17 protein-coding genes are annotated in these 23,127 nt (G+C 53.0%); 11 read left to right on the top strand and 6 right to left on the bottom strand.

All coding sequences use genetic code 11. The features are described 5' to 3' along the window. The first annotated feature begins 147 nt into the window (after positions 1 to 147). From EPA93_RS30215 to EPA93_RS30235, 5 genes are all read left to right on the top strand, one after another. On the top strand, positions 148 to 354 hold the full coding sequence (locus tag EPA93_RS30215) for a helix-turn-helix domain-containing protein (RefSeq protein ID WP_129891094.1): 207 nt from the start codon (positions 148 to 150) through the stop codon (positions 352 to 354). Positions 355 to 400: 46 nt separating this feature from the next. Then, the gene (locus EPA93_RS30220) at positions 401 to 607 is read left to right on the top strand and encodes a helix-turn-helix domain-containing protein (RefSeq protein WP_129891095.1); all 207 of its coding nucleotides are present in this window, start codon (positions 401 to 403) and stop codon (positions 605 to 607) included. Between the two features lie 177 nt (positions 608 to 784). After that, positions 785 to 3,937 (top strand): winged helix-turn-helix domain-containing protein, encoded by a 3,153-nt coding sequence (locus EPA93_RS30225; protein WP_129891096.1) that lies wholly within the window; start codon positions 785 to 787, stop codon positions 3,935 to 3,937. Positions 3,938 to 4,165: 228 nt separating this feature from the next. After that, positions 4,166 to 5,740: a carboxylesterase/lipase family protein gene (locus EPA93_RS30230; RefSeq protein ID WP_129891097.1), complete on the top strand. Its 1,575-nt coding sequence runs from the start codon at positions 4,166 to 4,168 to the stop codon at positions 5,738 to 5,740. A gap of 356 nt (positions 5,741 to 6,096) precedes the next feature. Next, the gene (locus EPA93_RS30235; protein ID WP_129891098.1) at positions 6,097 to 6,465 is read left to right on the top strand and encodes an RING finger protein; all 369 of its coding nucleotides are present in this window, start codon (positions 6,097 to 6,099) and stop codon (positions 6,463 to 6,465) included. Between the two features lie 272 nt (positions 6,466 to 6,737). On the opposite strand, the gene EPA93_RS30240 is transcribed toward EPA93_RS30235, so the two are convergent. Further along, positions 6,738 to 7,742 (bottom strand): methyltransferase, encoded by a 1,005-nt coding sequence (locus tag EPA93_RS30240; protein WP_129891099.1) that lies wholly within the window; start codon positions 7,740 to 7,742, stop codon positions 6,738 to 6,740. A gap of 3 nt (positions 7,743 to 7,745) precedes the next feature. Between EPA93_RS30240 and EPA93_RS30245 the strand changes: the two genes are divergently transcribed. After that, positions 7,746 to 8,411, top strand: coding sequence for a transaldolase family protein (locus tag EPA93_RS30245; RefSeq protein WP_129891100.1), 666 nt, complete (start codon positions 7,746 to 7,748; stop codon positions 8,409 to 8,411). Between the two features lie 658 nt (positions 8,412 to 9,069). Here the strand turns inward: EPA93_RS30245 and EPA93_RS30250 are convergent. Continuing rightward, positions 9,070 to 9,468, bottom strand: coding sequence for a response regulator (locus tag EPA93_RS30250; protein WP_129891101.1), 399 nt, complete (start codon positions 9,466 to 9,468; stop codon positions 9,070 to 9,072). Positions 9,469 to 9,686: 218 nt separating this feature from the next. On the opposite strand from EPA93_RS30250, the gene EPA93_RS30255 reads away from it, so the two are divergent. The 3 genes from EPA93_RS30255 (at position 9,687) to EPA93_RS30265 (ending at position 14,378) form a co-directional block, all read left to right on the top strand. Beyond that, a complete protein-coding gene (locus EPA93_RS30255; RefSeq protein WP_129891102.1) occupies positions 9,687 to 12,266 on the top strand; it encodes an NB-ARC domain-containing protein in 2,580 nt (859 codons plus the stop codon). A 200-nt stretch (positions 12,267 to 12,466) separates the two neighbouring features. Further along, positions 12,467 to 13,843: a CCA tRNA nucleotidyltransferase gene (locus EPA93_RS30260; protein WP_129891103.1), complete on the top strand. Its 1,377-nt coding sequence runs from the start codon at positions 12,467 to 12,469 to the stop codon at positions 13,841 to 13,843. Between the two features lie 46 nt (positions 13,844 to 13,889). Continuing rightward, positions 13,890 to 14,378 (top strand): hypothetical protein, encoded by a 489-nt coding sequence (locus tag EPA93_RS30265; protein WP_129891104.1) that lies wholly within the window; start codon positions 13,890 to 13,892, stop codon positions 14,376 to 14,378. Positions 14,379 to 14,410: 32 nt separating this feature from the next. Here the strand turns inward: EPA93_RS30265 and EPA93_RS30270 are convergent, their stop codons facing one another. The 4 genes from EPA93_RS30270 to EPA93_RS30285 form a co-directional block, all read right to left on the bottom strand. After that, a complete protein-coding gene (locus EPA93_RS30270; protein WP_129891105.1) occupies positions 14,411 to 15,424 on the bottom strand; it encodes an ABC transporter permease in 1,014 nt (337 codons plus the stop codon). Positions 15,425 to 15,457: 33 nt separating this feature from the next. Continuing rightward, complete coding sequence (locus EPA93_RS30275) at positions 15,458 to 16,462, bottom strand: ABC transporter permease (RefSeq protein ID WP_129891106.1); 1,005 nt, start codon at positions 16,460 to 16,462, stop codon at positions 15,458 to 15,460. 2 nt (positions 16,463 to 16,464) lie between these two features. After that, complete coding sequence (locus tag EPA93_RS30280; protein ID WP_129891107.1) at positions 16,465 to 18,018, bottom strand: sugar ABC transporter ATP-binding protein; 1,554 nt, start codon at positions 18,016 to 18,018, stop codon at positions 16,465 to 16,467. Between the two features lie 160 nt (positions 18,019 to 18,178). Further along, positions 18,179 to 19,210, bottom strand: a complete 1,032-nt coding sequence (locus tag EPA93_RS30285) for an ABC transporter substrate-binding protein (protein ID WP_129891108.1) — start codon at positions 19,208 to 19,210, stop codon at positions 18,179 to 18,181. Positions 19,211 to 19,868: 658 nt separating this feature from the next. Here EPA93_RS30285 and EPA93_RS30290 point away from each other — a divergent pair. Further along, complete coding sequence (locus EPA93_RS30290) at positions 19,869 to 20,825, top strand: ArsR/SmtB family transcription factor (RefSeq protein WP_129891109.1); 957 nt, start codon at positions 19,869 to 19,871, stop codon at positions 20,823 to 20,825. 369 nt (positions 20,826 to 21,194) lie between these two features. Continuing rightward, on the top strand, positions 21,195 to 22,856 hold the full coding sequence (locus tag EPA93_RS30295; protein WP_129891110.1) for a ribonuclease J: 1,662 nt from the start codon (positions 21,195 to 21,197) through the stop codon (positions 22,854 to 22,856). Positions 22,857 to 23,127 lie beyond the last annotated feature (271 nt).

The raw sequence follows: 23,127 nt of genomic DNA on the forward strand, positions 1-23,127 counted from the left end.
ACATCCCTCTGCCGATTGTCATTTTTATCTTATCACTTTTATCACAACATAAATATCATACCACAAAATTCTTGTTATTTTGCTCTCAATACAAAAAACAAGACCTTTCTGCTAGAATCGAGATCAAAGTCGAGAAGAGTAGAGTTTATGATACGGCTAAAAGTCAAAGAGATCGCTGAAGCGCAGGGCTTTAATCAATCTTCACTCTCGCGCGCATCCGACATTCACTTCACTACGATTAAATGGATCTTTCGTGATCCATACAAGGGAATCTCAACGCTAACGCTTGACAAGCTTGCCAAAGCGCTAAAGGTTTCCCCCAGCGACCTCATAGAATTTGATCCCGACAAGTAATATTTCTTTCCTCATTTGGGCTCATCAAGCAGAATAGGGCGGTGTTATGATAAGATTACGGGTTAAGGAAATCGCTGAAGCGCAGGGCTTTAACCAATCTTCACTTTCACGCACATCTGACATTCACTTTATGACCATTAAACGCATCTTTCGTGATCCATACAAGGGAGTGTCAACGCTAACGCTTGACAAGCTTGCCAAAGCGCTGAAGGTTTCCCCATGCGACCTCATAGAATTTGACCCCGATAAGTAATATTTTCCTGCCTCTAAAGAGGCAATAGCAGCACCGAGCTCGATCACATAAAATGGAACATAGTACAGCAATAGCCAGATCTTTTTATTACCTAATATGGATATATGTGATATACTCTCTCAGCAAAAGGGATGCCAGGTAATATCTTGACTTGAATTTGCCAGATGAGGGAGGTAGATGCCCAGGCGCGCCACATACAGTGTCTTCTGGTCGCAAGAAATCAACGGATATGAGATCCAGAACAGTCGGGCAAGCGAACCAATTGAGCTCACGCCTGATAGTCAGGCCTGGTTTGCCTGGCTTGAAGAAATCAGTTCCTTTGCCTTTCGCAGCCGGACAGGAGCATATTGTACGGCACGCAAGGAAGAGCAGCGGGGCCATAGTTACTGGTATGGCTATCGCTTCCTGCACGGACGCACAAGTAAACGCTACCTTGGCACAAGCGCAGATCTCTCCCTTGCCCGCTTAGAGGAGATTGCCCTCCTTCTCGCCAACGGGCCTACCTCGGCATCTCATACCTCTGCAAACCTGGAGCCCGTTTCGTCCAAGATGGCACCTATTTCTTCTTCCACATCCTGCGCTTCGCCAACGTCCTCAGCCTGGCAACAGCCATTAATAGCCTCAAGGCTTTCTCCTCCCAGCCTACCAGCTGCGCAGATCGAACGTCCTCACCTGCTTACCCGGCTAGATATGGGCCTCTCGCACCCGCTCACCCTACTGCAGACCCCGGCGGGCTTTGGCAAAACCACCCTCGTAAACCAGTGGATCACTCAAATTAGCGCTCGGCCAACAGCCCCTCAGATTGCCTGGATCTCGCTCGCAGCCACAGACAATGACCCGCGCCGCTTCTGGCACATGCTTATTACTGCCCAGCTCATTGAGCAGGCGGCCTGGGCGCTCCGTTCACTGGCTACAAAGCCGCAGATTGAAATTGTAGAATTGGAAACTGTAATTACGCTCCTGCTCAATGAGCTGGCCCGGTGCCAGGCGGATAGGCTCCTTATCCTCGACAATTATCACCTCATCGCTGAGCCAGCGATCCACCGAACACTTACCTTTTTCATTGAGCACCTGCCGACAACGCTACGCGTAGTGCTGCTCTCACGCACCGAGCCAGCCAGTCTACCGTTGCTACGCTGGCGCGCCGAGGGCACGCTACTCGAATTGCATACAGCGGCCTTACGCTTCTCAATAGAGGAGACAGATAGCTTTCTGCGCCAGATTCTGGCCTTCCCGCTCTCCGCTTCAGCCCTGGCTCAGCTCGATACATTTATAGAAGGTTGGCCAGCTGGCCTACGTCTGCTGAGTACTGGCCTTGCCGAGAAGCGCAGCGCCCAGGAAGTTGAGCAGGCGCTTTCCAGCTTGCACAACCAGGCCAGTTCTTCCACTCTCTATCAGCTATTGCTTGACTACTGCGTCACAGAGATCCTGGATCTACAGCCGGAAGCGCTTCAACACTTTCTCCTACGCACAAGCGTGTGCAGTCGCCTGACCCGTTCCCTCTGCGCAAGTTTGCCAGGCAGCGCGCAGAACTGCGAGCTTTTTGAGGCTACGAAAAGATGCGGTCTTTTGCACGAAGTGCTAGACGAAACGGGAACATGGTTTCGTTATCAAGCCTTTTTAAGAGAAGCGTTACGCCATGAAGCCCCTTTGCGCCTCGCTAGTCATGAGCTGCGTCAGTTCGCGCTAGGAGCAAGCTATTGGTATGAACAGCAAGCCTTGCTCCAGGATGCTATTGAGGCAGCCATCCAGGCTCAAGATATGGAGCGAGCGGCCTCGTTGATTGAGCGGACAGACGGCAACGGCCAGGCCTATGAAGCACAAAGGCTACAGCGCTGGCTCTCACAGATGCCAGAGGTAGTTCTTAGCACACATCCACGCCTCTGCCTGCTCACGGCACTTACGTTACGATTTCAAATAGGTTCACCCTCCCAGACAACCCGAGGGCGCGTCGAAGCACTTCTGCAGATGGCTGAGGAAGCCTGGAAGCGTCAGCATAAGCTATCCTGGCCTGGAGCAATCAGCGCATTTCGGGCCATGAATGCCTGGCAACAAGAGCCGTTGTCGCAAGCCGTAAAGTACGCTCAGCAGGCGCTTGATCTGCTTCCCGACGAAGACACAGATCGTCGCAGAAAGGAATGGCGGAGCGCCTGTCTCTTCATTGTTGGCATAGGGCACATGTATGAAGGGCGTTTTGACGAGGCGCGCCAGAGCCTCCTGGAAGCCCACACAGAAAGTCAGGAAGCCGCTGATCCGCACCTGGCGCATCTCTTGCTCCCTTTATTGGGACTGAGCAGCTTTGTCCAGGGCCAACTCCACCTGGCTGAGGGATACTATCGCCAGAGCCTGGCCGCCGCTGTAAGCCGGGAAGAAAAAGGGCAGGCCTTGCTTGGCCTCTCCCATCTCGCCCTTGAATGGAACGAACTGGATGAAGCCGAACAGCAGGCCCGCCAGGTTCTGGAGCTCGTAAACGACAGCTTGCACGAGCTCAACAACCGCGCGGTAATTCTGCTTGCGCTCATTGAGCAGGCGCGGGGACGCACAATTTCCGCTCAAAAGCAGCTTGCAACACTTATGGCGCGCCTGCAAACAAGCTCAACACCACTGACCTGGCAACTATTGCCTGACGTTGTAAATCTTTCAATTAGCTTCCACCTGGCTACAGGCAATCTTCAAGCTGCCGAGCACAGCCTGGAACTACAGCAGCGCGCTGGCCAGACGCTAAACTTTATGCAACAGATGATATTACATATCTTGCAAGCGCGCCTCCTGTTGATCCAAGGACAGACAAACGCGGCATGCCGTCAGCTTGAGGCGCTCCTCCCTCTTGCCCAGGAGCGCCATTTGATGCACAATGCCCTGGAAATACAGGTCTTACTCACCCTGACGCACACTGCCTGTAAACAGGACCGTCAGGCTCAGCAACAGCTACAACAACTACTTGTGCAGACAAGGGATGAAGGCTTCCTTCGCCTCTTTCTCTCCGCAGGATTGCCCTTGATGCGTGTCCTGCACCAGCTTGTACCAGCGCTACAGGATAAAGAGCTGCGGTCGTATGCGCGCACAATCCTGCGCGCCTTTGCTAGAGCTGCTGAGGGCTCAGATCTCGGCACAGCCTCGGGAGATGGCATCTTATTCGAGCCCCTTTCTCTGCAGGAACAGCGCGTGCTGCGGCTGCTCACCACAGGATACACGAATCAGGAGATTGCCAACGAGCTGGTTGTCTCGGTTAACACAGTCAAGGATCATATGAAACACCTCTATCGCAAGCTGGGAGTGAGAAACCGCCTGCAGGCCAGCGAAGTTGCGCATCAGCTCAAGCTCTGCTGAGTACCTCCACTCATAACTACCCCTTGAGCCACCCCTTTGCAGGATGTTCTTGCATCTCAGCCTGGCTATACTTTCAGCACATGCTTGAACTAGTAAACTAGAGTTCCCAGGGAAACAGTAGAAATAGGCAAGAAGCATAAAGCCGAGCACTTACAAGAGCAAGCATAGCCTAACCATCGTTTCCTCGTGAAGACTGCACTTAGCTTAATACAAAAGGATAAATCAATCATGGTAGCAAGAAAGCAGAGCAAAGATTTTAGCGCACTCGTACAGACTGACGCCGGCCCCATTCTCGGCACGGTATACGAAGAGTACCGGCTCTTCCAGGGCATTCCATACGCTGCGCCTCCAGTGGGCGAACTGCGCTGGAAGTCGCCGCAGCCGCCAGAACCATGGTCGGAACCACGCAACGCCACAAAACCCGGCAACTGGTGTCCCCAACCTCAGAGCGGGCTGGCCAATACGCCCGGCGGAGGGACTGAAGATTGCCTGTTTCTCAACGTGACCACGCCTCACGCGGCAAGCGTGGGACAGCTAAAGCCCGTCATGGTCTGGCTGCATGGCGGAGGACCCGTTGGCGCGGGCAGCCCTTTTGACGCCCATCGGCTGGCCCTCATCGGCGATGTCGTGGTCGTGACCCTCAACTATCGGCTGGGCATCTTTGGCTTTTTCGGTTATCCAGGACTGCAAGGGGCCGGCGGCTTTGGCCTCGAAGATCAGCAGGCCGCCTTACGCTGGGTGCAGCGCAATATAGCGGCCTTTGGCGGCGATCCGCAGAACGTAACCCTGTTTGGCCAATCCTATGGCGGGCTCTGCACAACCATGCAATTGAGCTCACCAACAGCTGTCGGCTTATTCCAGCGCGCCATAATACAGAGCGATCCGGCAGCCGCTAACTTTCCGCGCAACGCCTTTACCGAAGGCGCCCCGGCCCTTCCCAGCCTGTGGCGTTCGCGCGCTGAAGTGGAAGCCCTGGGCCAATACATAGTTGAGAGTGAAGGCTGGCTTGATCCGGCTAAAACCGATCCCACTACAGCTCTGAAGATCCTGCGCAGCCTGCCTGCCACCAGCCTGATACCGGCCACAGCAGCCTTCTCCTGTCCAGTCTTTGGCAATGCAGTTCAGCCAGAAAATCCAGCCCAGGCCTTACGAAGCGGACATTTTCAGCAAATGACGGTGATGGCAGGAGGCACACGCGACGAGGCTCGCTACTTTGTAGGAGTCGGCTATGATTTTCAGGGTCGGCCCCTACAATCAATCACGGCTGAACGCTACGCAGCACTACTTACAGAGTCCTTTGGCGAGGCCGCCCCAGAAATCCGCGAGCGCTATCCGCTCAGCGACTACGAATCGCCAGGTTTAGCCTGGGCAAGCGTTATCAGCGATGGCGTATGGGCTCTTGGCAACTGGCAACAGAATCGAGCGCTTGCTGAGCAAGTGCCGCTTTACGTCTACGAGTTCGCTGATCGTCAGGCTCCCCATATTGCCTCGTTCTTACCAGATGTTCCGCCGGGAGCCTACCACGCCGCAGAGCTCAATTACCTGTTAGATTTCTTCGACCAGCCTGCGCAACTGGCGCCCGAGCAGCAGCGATTATCAGAGCAGATGATCCGCTATTGGACAAACTTTGCCCGTACAGGCAATCCAAATAGCTCAGATCTCCCCGCCTGGCCTTTCTTTGATCCAGGCAAAGCCGTACCGTATGTGCAAGCGCTGACGACAGCTAAAGCGGGTGGAATACGGGGCATTGATCTGGCTGCCGAACATCAGCTCGACTTCTGGTCAGACTTACGCGCCGGGTAGCCCCACCCAAATCACAAGCTTGAAAGAGACGCTGCCAGCTGCATTCTTGTGTGCCTGGCAGATTTTCCGGCCTCGCTTGGACAAACCCGATCTTTGCACACTGCAGCCAGGGGTTTCCAGTTCTCCACAATGGGATTGTCAAGGGCTCATTCGCTCGCGATGCTCCTTAACTTGAGGGCAGGTATTGTGGCGCGCTCCAACGTTTCCCTTTGCGTCTCGCCGCTCTCAGGTAGGGAAAAACGAGAAAAGGAAAGCCATTGAACAACAATCAAGCTCAGTGACAAGTAGCCCTGGAGCATGCTATAATAAATGAAGCATTTATCTCTAGCTTATCTAGTACTGCGGAGAATGTTGCTTTGAGCAATCACTATACACCTGGTTCTGGTGGCGGGGCTTCAAGCAACGGTAATACGTTTGTCAATCGTCGAGATGTGCGTGCCAACAACATGACAGGCGCGCTACCTCTGTTGGGATCAACCAGTACGGAGCGGGGCTATGCGGGCTCGTATCAGTTCGAGCAGATGATCGAATCGCTGCGCGAACTCTTCGAACAGGATCGACAGATGGCGAGCCAGCCTGACTCAACACGCTGTGGAATTTGTTACCTACATTTTCCTGTCAGCGATCTTCGCTACCGCGACGAAGGGTTTTATATATGCCGGAGCTGTGAAAAAGCCCTGGGAAACCAGATATTGCCGATGCTGCACGTTCAGCAAAAACTTTAACAGTTAGTTCAAAAATAGATTATCCCTGAAAACTCAGGGATTAGCGAGCTCCAAGGGCTCATCCTTGCTGGCCGCCGGGAAGGTAGTAATGCCAGTGGGCAATACTACTTTCCGGTACAGCATGTCCCGCCCTGACAACTTTTCCCTGGCAATTTCTTAACATGGGATCATCCTATACTTCTCCACAAAGGCGATTCGTTCGACCGCGACGCCCCTGGATCTTCCACTTTCGTCATCTCTCAAGCCGATCTGAAGCGAAACGTGCGTGAGCTTTAACGCATGCGAGCCAGCAGCACCTTATAGCGCGTATTACCACCAACCTCCTCAAGTGTTTTGAAGCACGTGGCCAGCACCGGCTCATACTTCAGGAAGCGATTAGCTACCAGATAGAAACGTCCCTGGGGGCGCAACACCTGCGCCGCCTCGCGTATAAAGCGCTCAGCAATATCCTTCGTCTGGATGCCCCCTTGATGGAACGGGGGATTCGTCGCCACAAGGTCAAAGCGCTGCTCCAGAACAGCCCGAGCCCCATCGCTGGGCAGAGCCCGAATATTTGGCAAGCCACTTTGCGCTATTGCCCGCTGGCTAGCGGCAACCGCAGCCAGACTGACATCAACCATCGTCACCTGTCCCTGGATCGCCTGGCGAGCAATATGCAAACCTATAAAGCCTCCACCGCAGCCAATATCCAACGCCTCATCAGTCTCACGCACCTCTAAGGCCTCAAGCAATAAACGCGTCCCCTCGTCTAGCTGATTGGAGGCAAAAACTTTGAGCTCACGTCCTGGCAGTTCCGGCGGCGCAGTTGTTGCGGCCTTGCGGGCACGCAGAACGCGCTGCCCCTTACTGATCAAGAGCGTCTCAACAGGCCCGAATGCATCCTGCATCCGTTTGGCGAAGGAAAGAATACCGCGATCCTTGGAACCCGTTATATAGAGATGGCCGCCAGGCTTGAGCGCATAGGCCGCCACCTCCAGAGCATAATGCATCCAGGCATTGCTCGGCTGATAGAGTAGATTCATGACAGCTACATCCAGCGTCGCTGGTGGATGGTGTAAGATATAGTCGTGAAACGCACAATGGCTCATGCGAGCCCGTGGGTGTGCGGCCATGACAGCCGTAGCGTTAGCCAGGTTGTCCTCGGCCAGGACCAGGCTTGCACCTGGCTGTTTCGCGACATAGGAAACAAAGGGATCGGCAGCCGAATTCAGCACAAGCACGCGATCCTCAGCTGAAAGTTGTACTGTATCACATAAAAGACAAGATGGGAGTATCATAGTATGGCCCTCTATATTGATTGCGCTTATCTTGATGATATCACGCAAGTGTGCAAAACCATACCAGTAGCCGGCGTTACCACCAATCCAAGCTTGATGCTGAACGCCTGCCAGCGCGGCCAGAAGCTTAGCCCACGACAACTCTTACAAGAACTGCTAGCACGTATAGAGGGAACTATCTTCATCCAGCCGGGCGAGACAGAAGAGGAAGAAGCCGTCAAGGAAGCCCTCTCCTATATCGAGCTTGCCCCCGAACGCGTAATCCCCAAGATCCCTATGACCCAGACCGGCATGCGCATAGCGCTCCAACTAAAAAGCGCCAGGCACCGCATAGCCTTTACAGCAATTACCACAGTCGCCCAGGTCTATTGCGCAACCATGGCCCAGGCAGATTATGTGATTCCCTACTATAATCGCTTAACCAGTGCCGGCGTTGACGCCCGCGAGCGCATCACAGATATGGTCAGTTTACTAGAAAAGCAGCAACTTCCTACCCGCGTCCTGGCTGCCAGTTTGAAATCATCGATCGAAACCTCAGAGGCCCTCCTGGCAGGTGCGCACGATTTGACCGCCGCGCCCTCCGTTCTCCTGGAGATGGTGCGCAACCCTCAGAGCGAGCAGGCTGTAGAAAAGTTTAAACAGGATTGGCAAAAGATGAAAACACTGTAATGAAACATTTCGCTATATCACTCTCCAAATATGAAAATTAATTCATTCTAGCGCGGGCACATTTCATGTGATCGTCATCGCTGCATGGTATAGTATCTGTGTAACCGAACGGAAAAGAAAACCCCGGGGCGGGGAAGTGAGAGGGAGGCACAGGCAAAGACGAGGTACAGGAGGCGGGAAGGTGAAGGGGGAAAGGACTCGTCTTTGCGAGGGGAGAAGCATTCGGTAAGGCTCCGTAGCGCAAAGCCAGGGACTTGTGGGGGGTGGACAGGCAATGGTTGTAGATGTCGGCGGTTCTGTCAGGGTAGAAGTAATTATTCAGCTGGCTGGATGACGGCACCGGGAACACTGGCTTCTGGCTCTGGTCGGTGTGAGGGGCCAAATGTGTAGTAGTTTAACTACTACCATCTGATAATTGGATTGCATGGTGCAGCATGAGAGGATGTGCGGTGGAAGTGCTTTTATGGGCATGTAGGCCTGCACGCCTGCATTCTCCCTTAAGGATGTCCTTATTCATCCGGGCCCATATAAGGGGGAGCGCCTGGAACTAATTTGGGGCAATACATGTGGATGTTATGTGGTGGGGCAATGTCACCAGGAAGCCCGAGAAAGATTGCTTCTCGGGCTTCTTTTTGCTTTCTGCACCTTCCGCAACTCCTCAGTATGCCGCCATGGCCGAACGGTTCAAATTCGCATTTACCACATCAAGAATAGTCTTGGTTGTAAATGGCTTTGTCAGATAAGCCTGGGCGCCAGACAGGCGGCCTTTGAGGCGATCAATGATACCGCTATGGCGGGTCAGCATCACAATGATAGCCTTGTTCCAGGGAGTCTTTGAGCGTAAATAACGTGCAATGGCGTACCCATTCATCTTGGGAAGGTCGATATCGAGAAATATCAAATCGGGAACTTGCTGTAGCTCGTGCGTGGTCACCGCCCGTAAAGCCTCGATCCCATCCGGATAAGAAACTACATTAAATCCAGCCCGTTTCAGGCTAACTTCTACAATTTTTCGGACCGTAGGAGAATCATCTATAACCATGACTAGCTTGCTCATACGCCGGCTGCTCCTGGTGGTATATACCTTTTTAACTATTTGATCCCTATTAAGTATGCAAGCAAATCTTTATCTGTTACAATGACGAGTACACGACAACTAGATAACAACTTTGCCACTTTTATCAAATAAGCATCCTTCGGGATACCTGTCTATTATATAAGGAAATTTGTATCTTTGGTATCTGTTAGCAAGCGTTCGCAGTTAAAGAGAAAAATATGAAGCTAAATCTGCGATTAAGGCGTGAACGCGAACTGCGCGGGTGGTCGCAGGCCAAAGTAGCCGAAGAAGTTGGGACCGATCCGGCGACGGTAAGCCGCTGGGAGCGTAGCCTTTCCTTTCCCTATCCACATTTTCGCGAGAAACTTTGTCTACTTTTTGGCAAAAATGCCGAGGAACTGGGCCTGGTCCAGGAAGATAGCGCTGAGCCGGCAGAGCCGGCAGTAGACCCCACCTCTAGCCACCACGCGCTAGCCACCCCACTCTCCCTGCCACTCTATGATCCTGCTATTCCTCTACCTTCCAGCATCAGTGTAGGGCTCGTCGGCCGGGATCATCTGTTAGAGCAATTAAGAGAGCGCCTTTGCGGCGGCGGGAGCATAACATTGACAGCACTCAATGGACTGCCAGGTGTCGGTAAAACCGCGCTGGCTGTGCAACTGGCCCACGATCCCAGTGTACGGACCCATTTTTGCGATGGTCTGCTCTGGGCTGCACTGGGACCACGGCCTAACGTTCTTGGGCAGCTCAGCCGCTGGGGAGCGTTGCTGGGCATCGCCACATCTGAGATGGTAAACAAGAGTTGCGCCCATGACCTGGCCGAAGCCATTCGTGCCGCCATAGGCATGCGCCGCATGCTCCTTGTCATCGATGACGCCTGGGACCTTGAAGATGCCCTGGCCTTCAAAGTTGGTGGTCCGCACTGCGCCTTCATCCTGACGACGCGCTTCCCTACGCTGGCCCTGGGCTTTACCAGCGATGGTGCAACCCTTGTCGAAGAGCTAGATGAAGACGATGGTATCGAGCTGTTAAAAAAGCTTGCGCCTGGCATCGATATACTCGAAACCGAAGTCATGCGCGATCTCATCCATTCCGTGGGTGGTCTGCCCCTGGCCCTTACCTTGATGGGCAAATATCTACGCGCGCAGGCCTATAGCCAGCAACCACGCCGCATTCGCGGCGCAGTCCAGCGCTTACTTAATGTGCAGGAACGCCTGCAGCTCAGTGAGCCCTATGCCTTAGTCGAGCGGCATCCAAGCCTTGAACAGGGCGAGAAGCTTTCGCTTCAATCAGTTATTGCCGTAAGCGACCAGCTACTCGATGAGCAGGCTCGGCAAGCCTTACGCGCCCTGGCAGTCTTTCCGGCCAAACCCAACACCTTCTGTGAGGAAGCCGCAGTAGCCGTTACCAACCTTCCCCATGACGTTCTCGACAGCTTAACTGACGCCGGGCTACTAGAGAGCCGTGGCCCGAACCGCTACACGCTCCATCAGACTATCTCTGACTACGCCAGGCTCAATTTACAGGATGATGAGCCCTATCAGCGTTTTGTTAGCTATTATGCCGATTACGTTGAAAAACAGGCAAAAAATATCGCCCTCATGGAAGAAGAGAGCAGCAATATTCTGGAGGCGCTGCGCCTGGCCAGCGAGCGCGGCATGCAAGCTGAGCTGGTAGGCGGGGCCAACGCATTTACGCACTTCTGGCTGGCTCGCGCGCTCTATACTTTAGCCGAGCAATACCTACTCAAGGCATATGTAGCGGCTCAACAATTGGGGAACGCGGCAGAGATCGCCACCACGCTGCAACATCTTGGCGAGGTCAACGTCTGGCTGAGCGAATATGAACGAGCCGAGCACTATCTACAGCAGGGCTTAGGCCTGGCCAGACAGCAGAAAAACATGCTGCAGATCAGCGAATTGCTCTATGAGCTCGGAGAAGCCATGCGGCGCAGTGGACAGAATACTCAGGCTATGGCATACTACCAGGAAGGCTTAGAATTAGCCCGGCGTAGCGAGCATTATGAGCTCATGTGTCTGACCCTGGCTCCCCTTGGCAGATACGCTTGCGATCGAGGGGATTATAGACGCGCAAACGACTATTTACGCGAAGGCTTAAGCCTGGCCCGCCGCCTGGGCTTACGTGAGCCCATGATTGTTCTGCTCACTACCCTGGGCAAGGTAGGCTTTGAGATAGGAGACTTCGCGCAGGCCGCGCAATACGAGCAAGAAGCCTTTGAGCTGGCCCAGCAACTCGGCCTGCACTCTCTTATGTGCTGGATACTGGTCTGCCTGGGAGCAAATGCCTGCGGCAGCGGTAATCTAGACAAAGCCAACACCTATTTACAAGAGGGATTAGAGCTGGCCTACAGGCTACAATATCATGAAATGATCGCCTTGGCCTTGATCAATCTCATCGGCACAGCGAGAAAAGTTGGCAATTACGCGCAGGCCGAGCAGTATTACCGTGAAGGCCTGACGGCAATCGACAAATTAAGCAATTCATGGTATCTATGTGCCTTAACGTTTGAATGGAGCGAAATACACATAGGTAGAAACGACCTTGCTGTGGCAACCGAGACCGCCCATAAAGCGTTGTCCTATGTGCCTGAAGGCAATCGAGAATTCGCTTTACAGGGCAAATACACCCTGGCACGCCTTGCCGCGCTACAAGAAAATTTCTCCGAGGCTCGGCGCCTGGGACAGGAGTGCCTTAACGAATACCAAGCAAATGGCCATCGTCAAGGTGCCCGGGTTAAAACCTGGCTCGCCTCGCTTCCCAACACAGATCAGTCATAAATCGTCGGAGAAAGCGAAGCGGCCAGGGCTTTTCTGGCAAGCTTGACGGAAAACCCTCTTTATAGGAATAGTCCAAACATGATACAATAGTCCCATTGTAAGATGGGGATCAGAAATGTCACCTGGCAGGCATGATTTACTTCCTTAATTCATTCCTGGCCCTCAGCACAAGTACACCAAATGAATGTATAGACTTTAGCATGCTTGATATCATTATTACACTGGCACGGGCTTTCCGCGCACAGCAGAAACAACTCTATATGGTGGGTGGAACAGTGCGCGATGTGCTGCTCCATCGCGGGCAATCTGCCGATGCGGATCTGGCAACCGATGCGCATCCCGACGAGATTAAGCGCCTGGTGGCTCCAACTCACCCCACCGCCGTTGTGCTGGTAGGCGAGCGTTTCGGGACAGTACGTCTCCACTACGATACCAACATCATAGAGATCACTACCTTTCGTTCCGAGCGCTACAATCCCGAATCGCGCAAGCCCGAAGTATGCTTCGGTACAGATCTTAGCGAAGATCTGCATAGGCGCGATTTCACCATTAATGCGCTGGCGCGCGACCCGCTTAATGGACATATCATTGACCTCTTTGGAGGTCGGCAGGATCTTGAGGCTCATATTTTACGCGCGGTCGGCGACGAGCCCGATAAGCGCTTTGACGAGGACCCATTGCGCCTTTTACGTGCTGTGCGTTTCGCGGCACAGCTCAACTTCACGATTGAGCCGGAGACCAAACGCTCAATTGCACGACAGGCAAGCAAGTTACAAAAGATCAGTCGCGAACGCATTCGCGATGAGATGAATAAGCTCTTACTGGCTGCCTACCCTGCCCGAGGCCTGGATTTGCTGATGGAACTTGGCTTGATGGAATGGATTATACCTGAAGTGCTGGAGCTGCGCGGCGTCAGCCAGCAGCCGGTAGCGCGTAAAGCCTCAACCAAAGATGTCTATGCCCATGTATTGCGCGTAGTCGAAAACTCGGCACCTCGGCTCACCAGCCGCTGGGCGGCTCTACTCCATGATATAGCCAAGCCTCGCACAAAAAGTGTTGAAGATAATAAAGTGCACTTCTTTGGCCACGAAGACATCGGCGCGTATATGGCACGGGACATTCTTAAGCGCTTGCACTTTGATCGTGACTTTATTGATAGCGTTTCGCGCCTCGTCCGCCTGCACATGCGGGCAAACGCCTATACATCCGATTGGACGGATGGCGCTGTGCGGCGCCTTATGCTGGATAGCGGCGATACACTTCCAGATCTGCTCGATCTGTCACGAGCCGATATTACTAGCTATCGGGTAGACAAGATCGCGCGTGCTGCCGCGCGAGTAACCGAGCTGGCTGAGCGCTGTCAGCGCTTGCAAGAAGAGGCTGAGCGCGTCCCGCTCAAAAGTCCTCTCAACGGCGATGATTTGATGAAACTGTTTGGCCGTGGCCCCGGACCCTGGCTGCGCCCCATCAAAGATCATCTACTCAGCCTGGTTATCGATGGCATGCTCTCTCCCGATGATCAAGAAGAGGCTGCCAGAATTGCAAGAACATTTGTAGAGGAGATGGAAAAGCCATAACTTACGGCTTACTGTGGCAAGGAGATACTCGAACGAAAGGGCTACTATGATGGCGAAAGACAATCAATCGGAGCAGAAGCAGGGGGCCAGCGTATCGAAGGCTACCAATAATGGGGAGATATCGACGTCCTCCACTGCGCGCAAAGCACGCGAGAGCGCAAAAAACAACAAGACGCGGGTTGGCGGCACAGCCGTGCCAGGGGCAAAGTCAACCGCGCCCAAACCAGTAACACAGACCAATAATCCCAACCAGCAGCAGGCTGAAAGCTATAATCGCATGATGCGCCGACGCATGCAACGCCTTGGCACCGGCCCTTATAGCGAAAATCAGCAGGTCCAAAAGATGCAAGAAAAGCGCAAGAAACGCAAAGAGCGCAAAGAGCAGGTCATGCTGGAGAAACGTCAGGAAGCGCGAAAAGCCGTTCCCGCCGCCCGCCTGGCCCTTGGCAATAAAGTTGTCTACTTTGTCGTGGGCACGGCTGCTATCCTGATCCTGGTGATCGTGCTCTTCCTTATTCTGCGTCACCCATTCTAGAATATCACTAGGGGCCTTTGGCCAAAGGCCCCCTATGCCGTCGACTTACGTCTGATCAAACGACTCTGCAGGATGACCACGACCAGGAGGAAAGCGCCACGAATCACGGTCTCCCAATAGGAGCTCAGGCTAATAAAGCCGTAGCCATTTTCAAAATTCAGCACATTAAAGATCAGGCCCAGCAATAAAGCCCCCACCAGCGAGCCCCCAACGGTCCCCATTCCTCCGGTCAGCAGCGTTCCACCCACCACAACAGCAGCAATTGCCGAAAGCTCCCAGCCCACAGCTTCATTCGGATTGCCTGAGATCGTCTGCGCAGCGAGCAAGAGACCAGCCAGGCCAGCCAGCACACCACTAATCACATAGACCAGCAGCGTAATGCGCTCCACGGGCAGACCCAGCAGGCGGGCCGCCTCTTCATTCCCCCCAATAGCCAGGATATGGCGTCCAAAGCGCGTAAAATTGAGCACAATTGAGCCGATAGCGTACGCAGCCAACATGATATAGATAGGGATTGGAATCCCCAGCAAGGTTCCTGTATAGATCATGGAAAAATCATTGTTGGCGTCGGCGGCGATCGTAGCATCCTTAGAGACGAGAAGGGCCAGGCCGCGCGCACCTATCAGCATAGTCAGGGTAGCAATAAAGGGAGGAATGCGCAGCCGCGTAATAGCCAAGCCATTGAAGAGCCCGACCAGAGCACCGGTCAGGACCACAGCCGCCAGCGAGGCATACAGGCCGTACACGCTGACGCGGGCTGCCACAACCGCACACAGAGCTGTCAGCGAGCCAACCGAAATATCGATCCCGCCCGTCATAATCACAAACGTCTCGCCCAACGCAATCAGGGCCAGCATCGTATTATACGAGAGCAAGGTAAAAATATTGTAAGGTGTAAGAAAATCGTTATAGCGCCACGAGGCAAAAATGACCAGCAGGACCAGGGCCAGCAAGGCTCCCTGCTGGCGCACAAGCCCCTTGCCGCGCGTCAAGAGAGTCCGTAGAACTGCATTACGCCCGGCCTTGTCAGTAGTAATCTGCGCCATAGCTCCTCCATTTTACAAGCTGGGCTCTCTTCTTCAGGCCTTGCGCTGACGCTGCAGGTAGACGGCGGCAAGAATAAGCGCCGCATTGATGACCTGGGCAATATCCGCAGAAACATTATTGCCTACCAGCGCCGTATAAATGAGCTGAATGATTAAGGCCCCGATAAACGTGCCCACAATCTTTGCTTGCCCGCCGATAAGCGGCGTCCCGCCCACAGCCACGGCCGCAATCGCATTAAGCTCATAGTTCAAGCCAACCTGACTGGGATTCGATTGTCCATTAAGCGCCACCACAATCAGACCGGCCAGTCCGGCCAGCAATCCGGCGATAATATACGTGGCGAGCTTTGTGCGCGCAACCGGGATGCCGGCCAGGCGCGCCGCCGAAGCATTGCCGCCGGTAGCCAGGATATAGCGCCCAAAGGTGGTATGGCGTACAACCAGCATAAAGAACATGACAATTACAATCATTACATAGGCCTGAAAGGGTAAACCCAGCAGTTTGCCTTTCCCCAACCACTCAAAACCCGGATTGACAAACTCCTGATTCATGCCATTTGTCATAACCTGGGCAATACCTCTGCCGGCAATAAACAAAATCAGCGTGGCAATAATCGGCTGAATGTCAAAGCGCGTGATCAACCAACCATTGAAGGCTCCGCACACGCAGGCTGCTAGAATTGGCAGCAGGATCGCCAGCGTATTGCCAAGAAGCTGATTATCCATATGCAAAAAGATAATCGGACCCAGCGCGCCAGCTATCGCCATGACCGAGCCCACCGAAAGATCGATGCCCCCGGTCCCGATCACCAGCGTCATACCGGTAGCCACAATAGCCGTCGTGGCCATCTGCTGCAAGTTGATGCCCAGCGTCTCAAGGGTAAGGAAGTGAGGCGTGAACAGGCAGTTAAAAAGAAAGAGCAAAATGCAGCCCGCCAGCGCTCCATAGCTCTGCCCTAAATCTCGCCAACGTTCAGGCTTTGCACGGGGCTGTAGCGCAGGCGCGGAAGGAGTTGTAGCTTGATCTAGCCTGGGCATGGTTACACCTCTTCCTGTTGCGTTAGCAGTTCAGCGGCCTCATTGCCCTGGGCCATGGCCGCCATTAGCGCATCCTGGCTGATCTCGCCATGTTGCAGCGAGGCCACAGTCTGTCCGTCGCGCAAGACTACAATGCGATCGCTGCCCTCAATCAGCTCTTCAAGTTCTGACGATATCATCAACACGCTAAGACCTTTCTCCGCCAGAGCCTCGATAAGAGCCTGGATCTCGGCTTTGGCGCCCACATCGATGCCGCGCGTGGGCTCATCTAGAATAAGCAAGCTGGGATTGAGGCAGAGCCAGCGCGCCAGCAGCACCTTTTGCTGGTTGCCACCCGAGAGCTCGCGGATCGGCTGCTCGGGACCTGCCGTCTTGATCCCCAGCCGCCGAATAAACGTATCAACGAGCTCCTGCTGCTTCTGATGCGAGACAATCCCGTAACGCGCAAGGGTAGGAAGGGCGGCCAGGGTCAGATTCTCACGCACCGAGAGATAGGGAATAATGCCATCCGCCTTGCGGTCTTCTGCGCACAAGCCCAGACCTGCGCGGATCGCATCGGCAGGTGAGTGAAACTTGACGCTCTGGCCGGAAACCTGGATCTGTCCCTCCTCAATGGGATCGGCGCCAAAGATTGCGCGCGCCAGCTCTGTGCGGCCGGAGCCGAGCAGACCAGCCAGACCCACAACCTCGCCGACATGAACCTCAACGCTCGCCCCCTGTAAAACGCGCTCGCGGCGAATATCCCGCGCCTGCAAGAGCACCTGTTGCTCGCTATGGTGCAGGTTGGCATCAAAGCCTGTCTGGCCAGTTCTCTGCACATCGCCAAGCGTCTTGCCAAGCATCTTAGCCACCAGCTCAACCTTCGGCAGAGCGGCTAGCTCACGCGTCTCGATAGTCTGCCCGTCGCGCATAATCGTTACGCGGTCGCAGATCGCATAGAGCTCATCAAGGCGGTGCCCTACAAAGACAACGGCAACCCCCTCAGCCTTCAATTGGCGAATGATTTCAAAGAGCGTCTCGACCTCGCGCTCGTTAAGAGAAGAGGTAGGTTCATCCATAATTACCAGCTTGCTCTCGAAGGAGATGGCCCGCGCAATTGCCACCATCTGCTGAATCGCGATGTTATAGCTCATAAGCGGCTGCATCACATCGATAGATAGGGAGAGACGAGCTAGCAGGTTGCTTGCCTCAGCATGCATCTTGCGCCAATCCAGCAAACCCCAGCGCCGCGGCTCCTTGCCCATAAAGATGTTCTCAGCAACCGAACGATAAGGTATGAGATTAATTTCTTGATAGATCGTACTGATGCCATTATCTTGAGCCTGGCGCGGCGATTGAAAGTTGACGGCCTGGCCGGCGAAGAGGATACTACCACCTTCGCGGCTATAGGCGCCTGTGAGAATTTTGATCAAAGTAGATTTTCCCGCCCCGTTCTGTCCCACAAGCGCGTGCACCTCGCCCCGCTCGACACTAAGCTGGGCATCAACCAGGGCCACGACCCCGGGAAACGTTTTAGAGATGTGTTCCATCTGGAGTAACGGGTTGGCCTGAGCCATCTCAGCACCCCCTTTACTTGCTTGCTTCGTATATCAATATATTCAGGGAAAAACATAAGGGCAGGATTGCATAGCATCCCGCGCCTGTCGCATAGTTACTGGTTGCCGACCCTCGTAGCTGATTACTACGAGGGTCATAGCAACGGGTCCTTGTAGTAAGCTAGAAACCTAAGCCCTGATTGAAAGCCTGGGTCGCATTCTCCTTTGTGTACTGATTATCCTTAATCACAATCCAGGGCTCGATAGACTGGCCGCTCGCATATTTATCGATAGTATCAAAGGAAATTGGACCAAAGCGAGGATTTGACTGCACAGAAGTGCCTTCCTCACCACTCATAATCGCCTTGAGGGCATCATTTTCGCCATCGATGGAGCACACAAGCACATCTTTTCCCGGATGCTTACCGGCCGCCTTCAAAGCCTGGATCGCGCCCATAGCCATCTCATCGTTATGGGCATAGACGGCAGTCACATCGGGATGGGATTGTAGCAACGTCTGCATCGTCTTGAGCGCGGTGGCCCGCTCGAAATTGGCATCCTGCGAAGCAATGATCTGCATACCGGAGTTGCTAGCAATCTCATCATTAAAGCCCTTCTTACGCAGGTTAGCCGGAGTAGAGCCTGTAGTGCCTTCCAGCTCAATAATCTTGGCCTTACCATGCGTAGCCTGGATCAACCAGTCGGCCGCGCGCTTGCCCTGCTGCACAAAATCCGAGCCAATAAAAGTCACGTAATCTTTGCCGGGCTGAATGATGGAGTGATCGGCATCGCGATCAACAAGAATAACTGGGATGCAGGCAGCTTTAGCCTGTTTGATGGCCGAGACCTCGCCTTTCTCGGTAAGAGGAGCAATGATAAGCACGTCGGGATGCTGAGCGATCAGGGATTGGATATCAGAGACCTGCTTGCTATCCGAATTTTGTGCATCGGTCACAATCACTTGATCGCCACGCTTGGTGGCCTCATCTTTAATACTACTAGTCTCGGTCACGCGCCAGGGAGAATCGGTAACCTCTTGCGAGAAACCAACCTTATAGTGGGCCTTCTTTGCCAACTTTGGTAATGTTGTGCAACCGCTGACATTACTACCGGTGCTGCCGCTACCACCGCCACAGCCTGCAAGCAGTACACCGCAAATAACTATCCCCATCAATGCAGAGAGGGAGGCTTGAGCAAGTTTGTTACGCTTCATAGCAAATAACCCTTCCTTGAGTAGATGAACGTTGCAAACCATGCCAGCTTTGAGCAAATGCGTAAAACGCACCATCTATCCTTAAGCCATGAGGAAAATAATTCTGCGTTGTCGAGGTAAGCGCTACCTCCTTTCTACCAGTTCTCCAGTTTCCTGTAATATCTACTAGATCATATCCGCGCGTTATCAGCATTTATAGCCTGACAGGCCGGGTGCGAAATAAGCCTATATTTCAGCTAAACACGAAACAAATCTGCCAATATCGTAAGTAGAGGTTCCTTCAAGAGCTTTTTAGCCACAATAGGAGTGAAAGAAGAGCTTCAATTCATAAATGTCCTAATCGAATAAGTAAATTGTAGATTACAGCACTTTGTTTGTCAAGTATTGAGCCATCTAATTGTTATTTCATCCTCAAGAAAGCATATTGAGCTCAAATTGGTGCCAAAAGAAAAACCTTTAATTCTAGACCATAGCAGGCAAAGCCCTACTAAGCGAGCGCAGGAAGAAAGCATGGGAAGTTATAGAAAATGGGTGGGATGAGAATATTGACATTTTGCGGGCTTATACTTTATACTATCTTGTATTAATTAGGCAAAATACGAAATGAACGGGAGCTCATGAGTCTGCGCGCTGTATATGTCCAGCAGAAATAACGTGTATGCCAGGGAAAGTGTTATTTTTAGATCTTACCAATCATAGCGAGACAGCCCTGAGATTGCTAAAGGCCCTCAATTCTGAGACGCGCCTGGCGATCCTTGCTTATCTTGGCAATCGCACAGTCAATGTAAATGATATCGCCGCCGCTCTGCAGATAGCACCTTCATCGGCAACCACCCATATCCAGATCCTTGAAAAAGCTGATCTGATCCGCACGGAGATCATCCCGGCAACTCACGGTCTCCAGAAGCTTTGCGCGCGTACGTATGATGATGTGCATATTCGCCTTGAGCGTATCAACGCAAATACGCACGATGCATTTACAATAAGTATGCCTGTCGGCCAGTTCTATGACTTCGACGTGCGTCCTACCTGCGGCCTGGCCAGCGCGACAGGGTTGGTTGGTCTTCTCGACACTCCGGCCAGCTTTTATGAGCCCGAGCATGTGCAGGCCCAGCTCGTCTGGTTCAGCGCCGGCCATGTCACTTACCGCTTTCCCAACCATTTGCCCTCGGGCGCGCATGCCGTACGCCTTGATCTGAGCGCTGAGATCTGTTCTGAAGCTCCCTTGCATCATCTCAACTGGCCCTCCGATATCACCTTATGGATAAATCAGAAGGAAATCGGCTCCTGGACCAGCCCCGCCGACTTTGGGGGAGAGCGCGGCCTGCTCACACCCGATTGGTGGGAAACCAAGGACAGCCAGTACGGCTTGCTCAAAATCTGGTCGGTGACAGAAGATGGTAGCTATATCGATGGCGTTGGTATCAGTTCGGTGAGCATAGAGGACCTGCAGCTCTCAGAAAAGCCCTTTATTGAGGTGCGCTTGGGCATCAAGCCCGATGCCATACACAGCGGAGGTATCAATATTTTTGGCGAGAAGTTTGGCAATTATCCGCAGCCAATTGTGCTGAAAGTCAAATTTAGGCAGCCTCGTCAGCATAAAACTGCCACCTAGAAACTTACTTTCATTTCCTACCTATACTTCTCTTTTCTGCGCATCTCAAATTGCGCGGTTGGCATAAAAGAGCGCCTGGCATTGTTATAAATAATGTAGCGGGAATGATAAAGTTCTGCCGGCAATTGCAACTAACTATGGGTGCCAGGTTTTCTTCATATAGCATTCTCTTCATACTTAAAAACTAGAGTCCAGAGACTACTTGTACGTTCATGCGCAGTATGATACACTCTTAAATGGACTATTGTGACTTATTTTGGCTTTTCCTCTTGTTGGTAGGAACAAGAGTGGAGATAAATAAAAAAATGAGCGAAATAATTTTATTGCATCTTGTTACACATAAGGTGTGGTTAGGAGGTTTTTTATACCTTGACGACAGAGAAAATTCGGCTTATCCCGCTCGGAGGCCTGGGAGAAGTCGGAAAGAATATGATGGTAGTTGAGTACGGCGACGACATCATCATCATTGATGCGGGGGTCATGTTCCCCGACGACGAAATGTTTGGAGTGGATCTGGTTATTCCCGATACGAGCTATCTAGCAGATAAGAAGCACCGTATACGTGGTATCCTCATTACTCACGGTCACGAAGACCATGTTGGCGGCCTCCCCTACATATTGCCGATGCTTGATTTTCCTCCTATCTATGCAACGCGCCTTACACAGGGATTGATTAACGTAAAGCTCAAAGAGCATAGGATGCTTGAAAAAGTAGCTGTTAATGTGATTACGCCAGGCGACCAGATAGAATTGGGCGAGAACTGCATTGAATTCTTTCGTGTTAATCACAGCATCCCTGATGCTGTGGGCATTGTGATCCGTACACCGGTTGGCACGGTGGTCCACACCGGGGATTATAAGTTCGATTATACGCCTATCGATGGCAAGCCTGCAGACTTCGCTACCCTGGGACGTATTGGCAATGAAGGCGTGTTGGTAATGATGGGAGATAGCACGCGCGTCGAGTCGCCGGGCTATACACCTTCTGAGCGCGTCATTAATGACTCATTGGACAAGATTTTTGCCGAGGCTCCAGGGCGCATTATGCTCGCCACCTTTGCCTCGTTGATCTCGCGCGTGCAGCAGGTTGCCGACGTGGCCGCAAACTATGAGCGCTTTATTGCGCTGGTAGGGCGCAGCATGATCAATAATGTCCAGATGGCGATAGAACTTGGCTATCTGCATATCCCCCAGGGAATGCTCATTCGGGCCGAGGACATCAATAAGTTCAGGCCTGAGCAAGTCGTGATCATCTGTACGGGCAGCCAGGGTGAACCGACCTCAGCCTTGACGCGCATAGCTAATCGCGATCATCGCCTGGTCCGCATCCAGCCCGGAGATACGGTTATCCTCTCGGCGACACCGGTACCTGGCAACGAGAAAATGGTTCATCGCACCATTAATAGCCTGTTCCGCCAGGGCGCAGAAGTCTTTTATCAAGGCTTGTCTAATGTCCATGTCTCGGGACACGCGGCTCAAGAAGAGCTTAAGCTCATGTTGAGCCTCTTGCGTCCCAGGTTCTTTGTACCGGTTCATGGCGAGTATCGCCAGCTCGTGTTACATGCCAAGCTCGCTTCCTCTATGGGCTTACCAGGGGAGCATATCATCATCGCCGAGGACGGCGATACGATCGAAGTCTCTGCTGACGAGATCAGGCTGGCAGAACATACGGCGACCGGAAACGTGTTTGTGGATGGTTTAAGTGTTGGCGATGTCGGACAGATCGTCTTGCGCGATCGCAAAGTTCTCTCGCAGGACGGTATTCTGATGGCCGTATTGACTATCGACAAAGAAACTGGGCAGCCTCTGGCCGGTCCCGACATCATCTCGCGCGGCTTCGTCTATATGCGCGATGCTGAGGAGCTGCTGGAGAGCGCGCGCGAACGCGTACTAGAGTCATTCGTAGGCCTGAGTGGACAGGGCTCTGACTGGTCCTTTGTGAAGGATAAGATCAAGCACACGCTCAGCGAATTCCTCTACGAGAAGACGCATCGTCGTCCCATGGTGCTACCAGTCGTGATGGAAGTCTAGCCAGATAACTAAGAGCGGGAGGCTGTTCTCCCGCTCTTTTCCTTTCTACCCCTCCTCATTTTTGACACCTTGTCTCCACCTGTATTTTGTGCTACCTTTGCAGCAGGTATTGTGGCGGTTTTCGGTAAGGGCCGAAAAGGTTAAGTAGTGTTGCAATCAAAGTATGATATATAAAATCGCATCTACAATATTGATTATTTTCTGCATTCTAGCAATTGCAGTCGCCTTTTTCATGACAGACTATACTCGACTATGGATCTGGCATTAATCA

Origin of the sequence: Ktedonosporobacter rubrisoli, assembly GCF_004208415.1 — a bacterium.
Lineage (GTDB): Bacteria > Chloroflexota > Ktedonobacteria > Ktedonobacterales > Ktedonobacteraceae > Ktedonosporobacter > Ktedonosporobacter rubrisoli.

Excerpts from the sequence above, each read along its gene's own strand:
- EPA93_RS30215 (WP_129891094.1), top strand. The coding sequence starts at position 148 with ATGATACGGCTAAAAGTCAAAGAGATCGCTGAAGCGCAGGGCTTTAAT.
- EPA93_RS30220 (WP_129891095.1), top strand. The coding sequence starts at position 401 with ATGATAAGATTACGGGTTAAGGAAATCGCTGAAGCGCAGGGCTTTAAC.
- EPA93_RS30225 (WP_129891096.1), top strand. The coding sequence starts at position 785 with ATGCCCAGGCGCGCCACATACAGTGTCTTCTGGTCGCAAGAAATCAAC.
- EPA93_RS30230 (WP_129891097.1), top strand. The coding sequence starts at position 4,166 with ATGGTAGCAAGAAAGCAGAGCAAAGATTTTAGCGCACTCGTACAGACT.
- EPA93_RS30240 (WP_129891099.1), bottom strand. The coding sequence starts at position 7,742 with ATGATACTCCCATCTTGTCTTTTATGTGATACAGTACAACTTTCAGCT.
- EPA93_RS30245 (WP_129891100.1), top strand. The coding sequence starts at position 7,746 with ATGGCCCTCTATATTGATTGCGCTTATCTTGATGATATCACGCAAGTG.
- EPA93_RS30250 (WP_129891101.1), bottom strand. The coding sequence starts at position 9,468 with ATGAGCAAGCTAGTCATGGTTATAGATGATTCTCCTACGGTCCGAAAA.
- EPA93_RS30255 (WP_129891102.1), top strand. The coding sequence starts at position 9,687 with ATGAAGCTAAATCTGCGATTAAGGCGTGAACGCGAACTGCGCGGGTGG.
- EPA93_RS30260 (WP_129891103.1), top strand. The coding sequence starts at position 12,467 with ATGCTTGATATCATTATTACACTGGCACGGGCTTTCCGCGCACAGCAG.
- EPA93_RS30265 (WP_129891104.1), top strand. The coding sequence starts at position 13,890 with ATGATGGCGAAAGACAATCAATCGGAGCAGAAGCAGGGGGCCAGCGTA.
- EPA93_RS30270 (WP_129891105.1), bottom strand. The coding sequence starts at position 15,424 with ATGGCGCAGATTACTACTGACAAGGCCGGGCGTAATGCAGTTCTACGG.
- EPA93_RS30275 (WP_129891106.1), bottom strand. The coding sequence starts at position 16,462 with ATGCCCAGGCTAGATCAAGCTACAACTCCTTCCGCGCCTGCGCTACAG.
- EPA93_RS30280 (WP_129891107.1), bottom strand. The coding sequence starts at position 18,018 with ATGGCTCAGGCCAACCCGTTACTCCAGATGGAACACATCTCTAAAACG.
- EPA93_RS30285 (WP_129891108.1), bottom strand. The coding sequence starts at position 19,210 with ATGAAGCGTAACAAACTTGCTCAAGCCTCCCTCTCTGCATTGATGGGG.
- EPA93_RS30290 (WP_129891109.1), top strand. The coding sequence starts at position 19,869 with ATGCCAGGGAAAGTGTTATTTTTAGATCTTACCAATCATAGCGAGACA.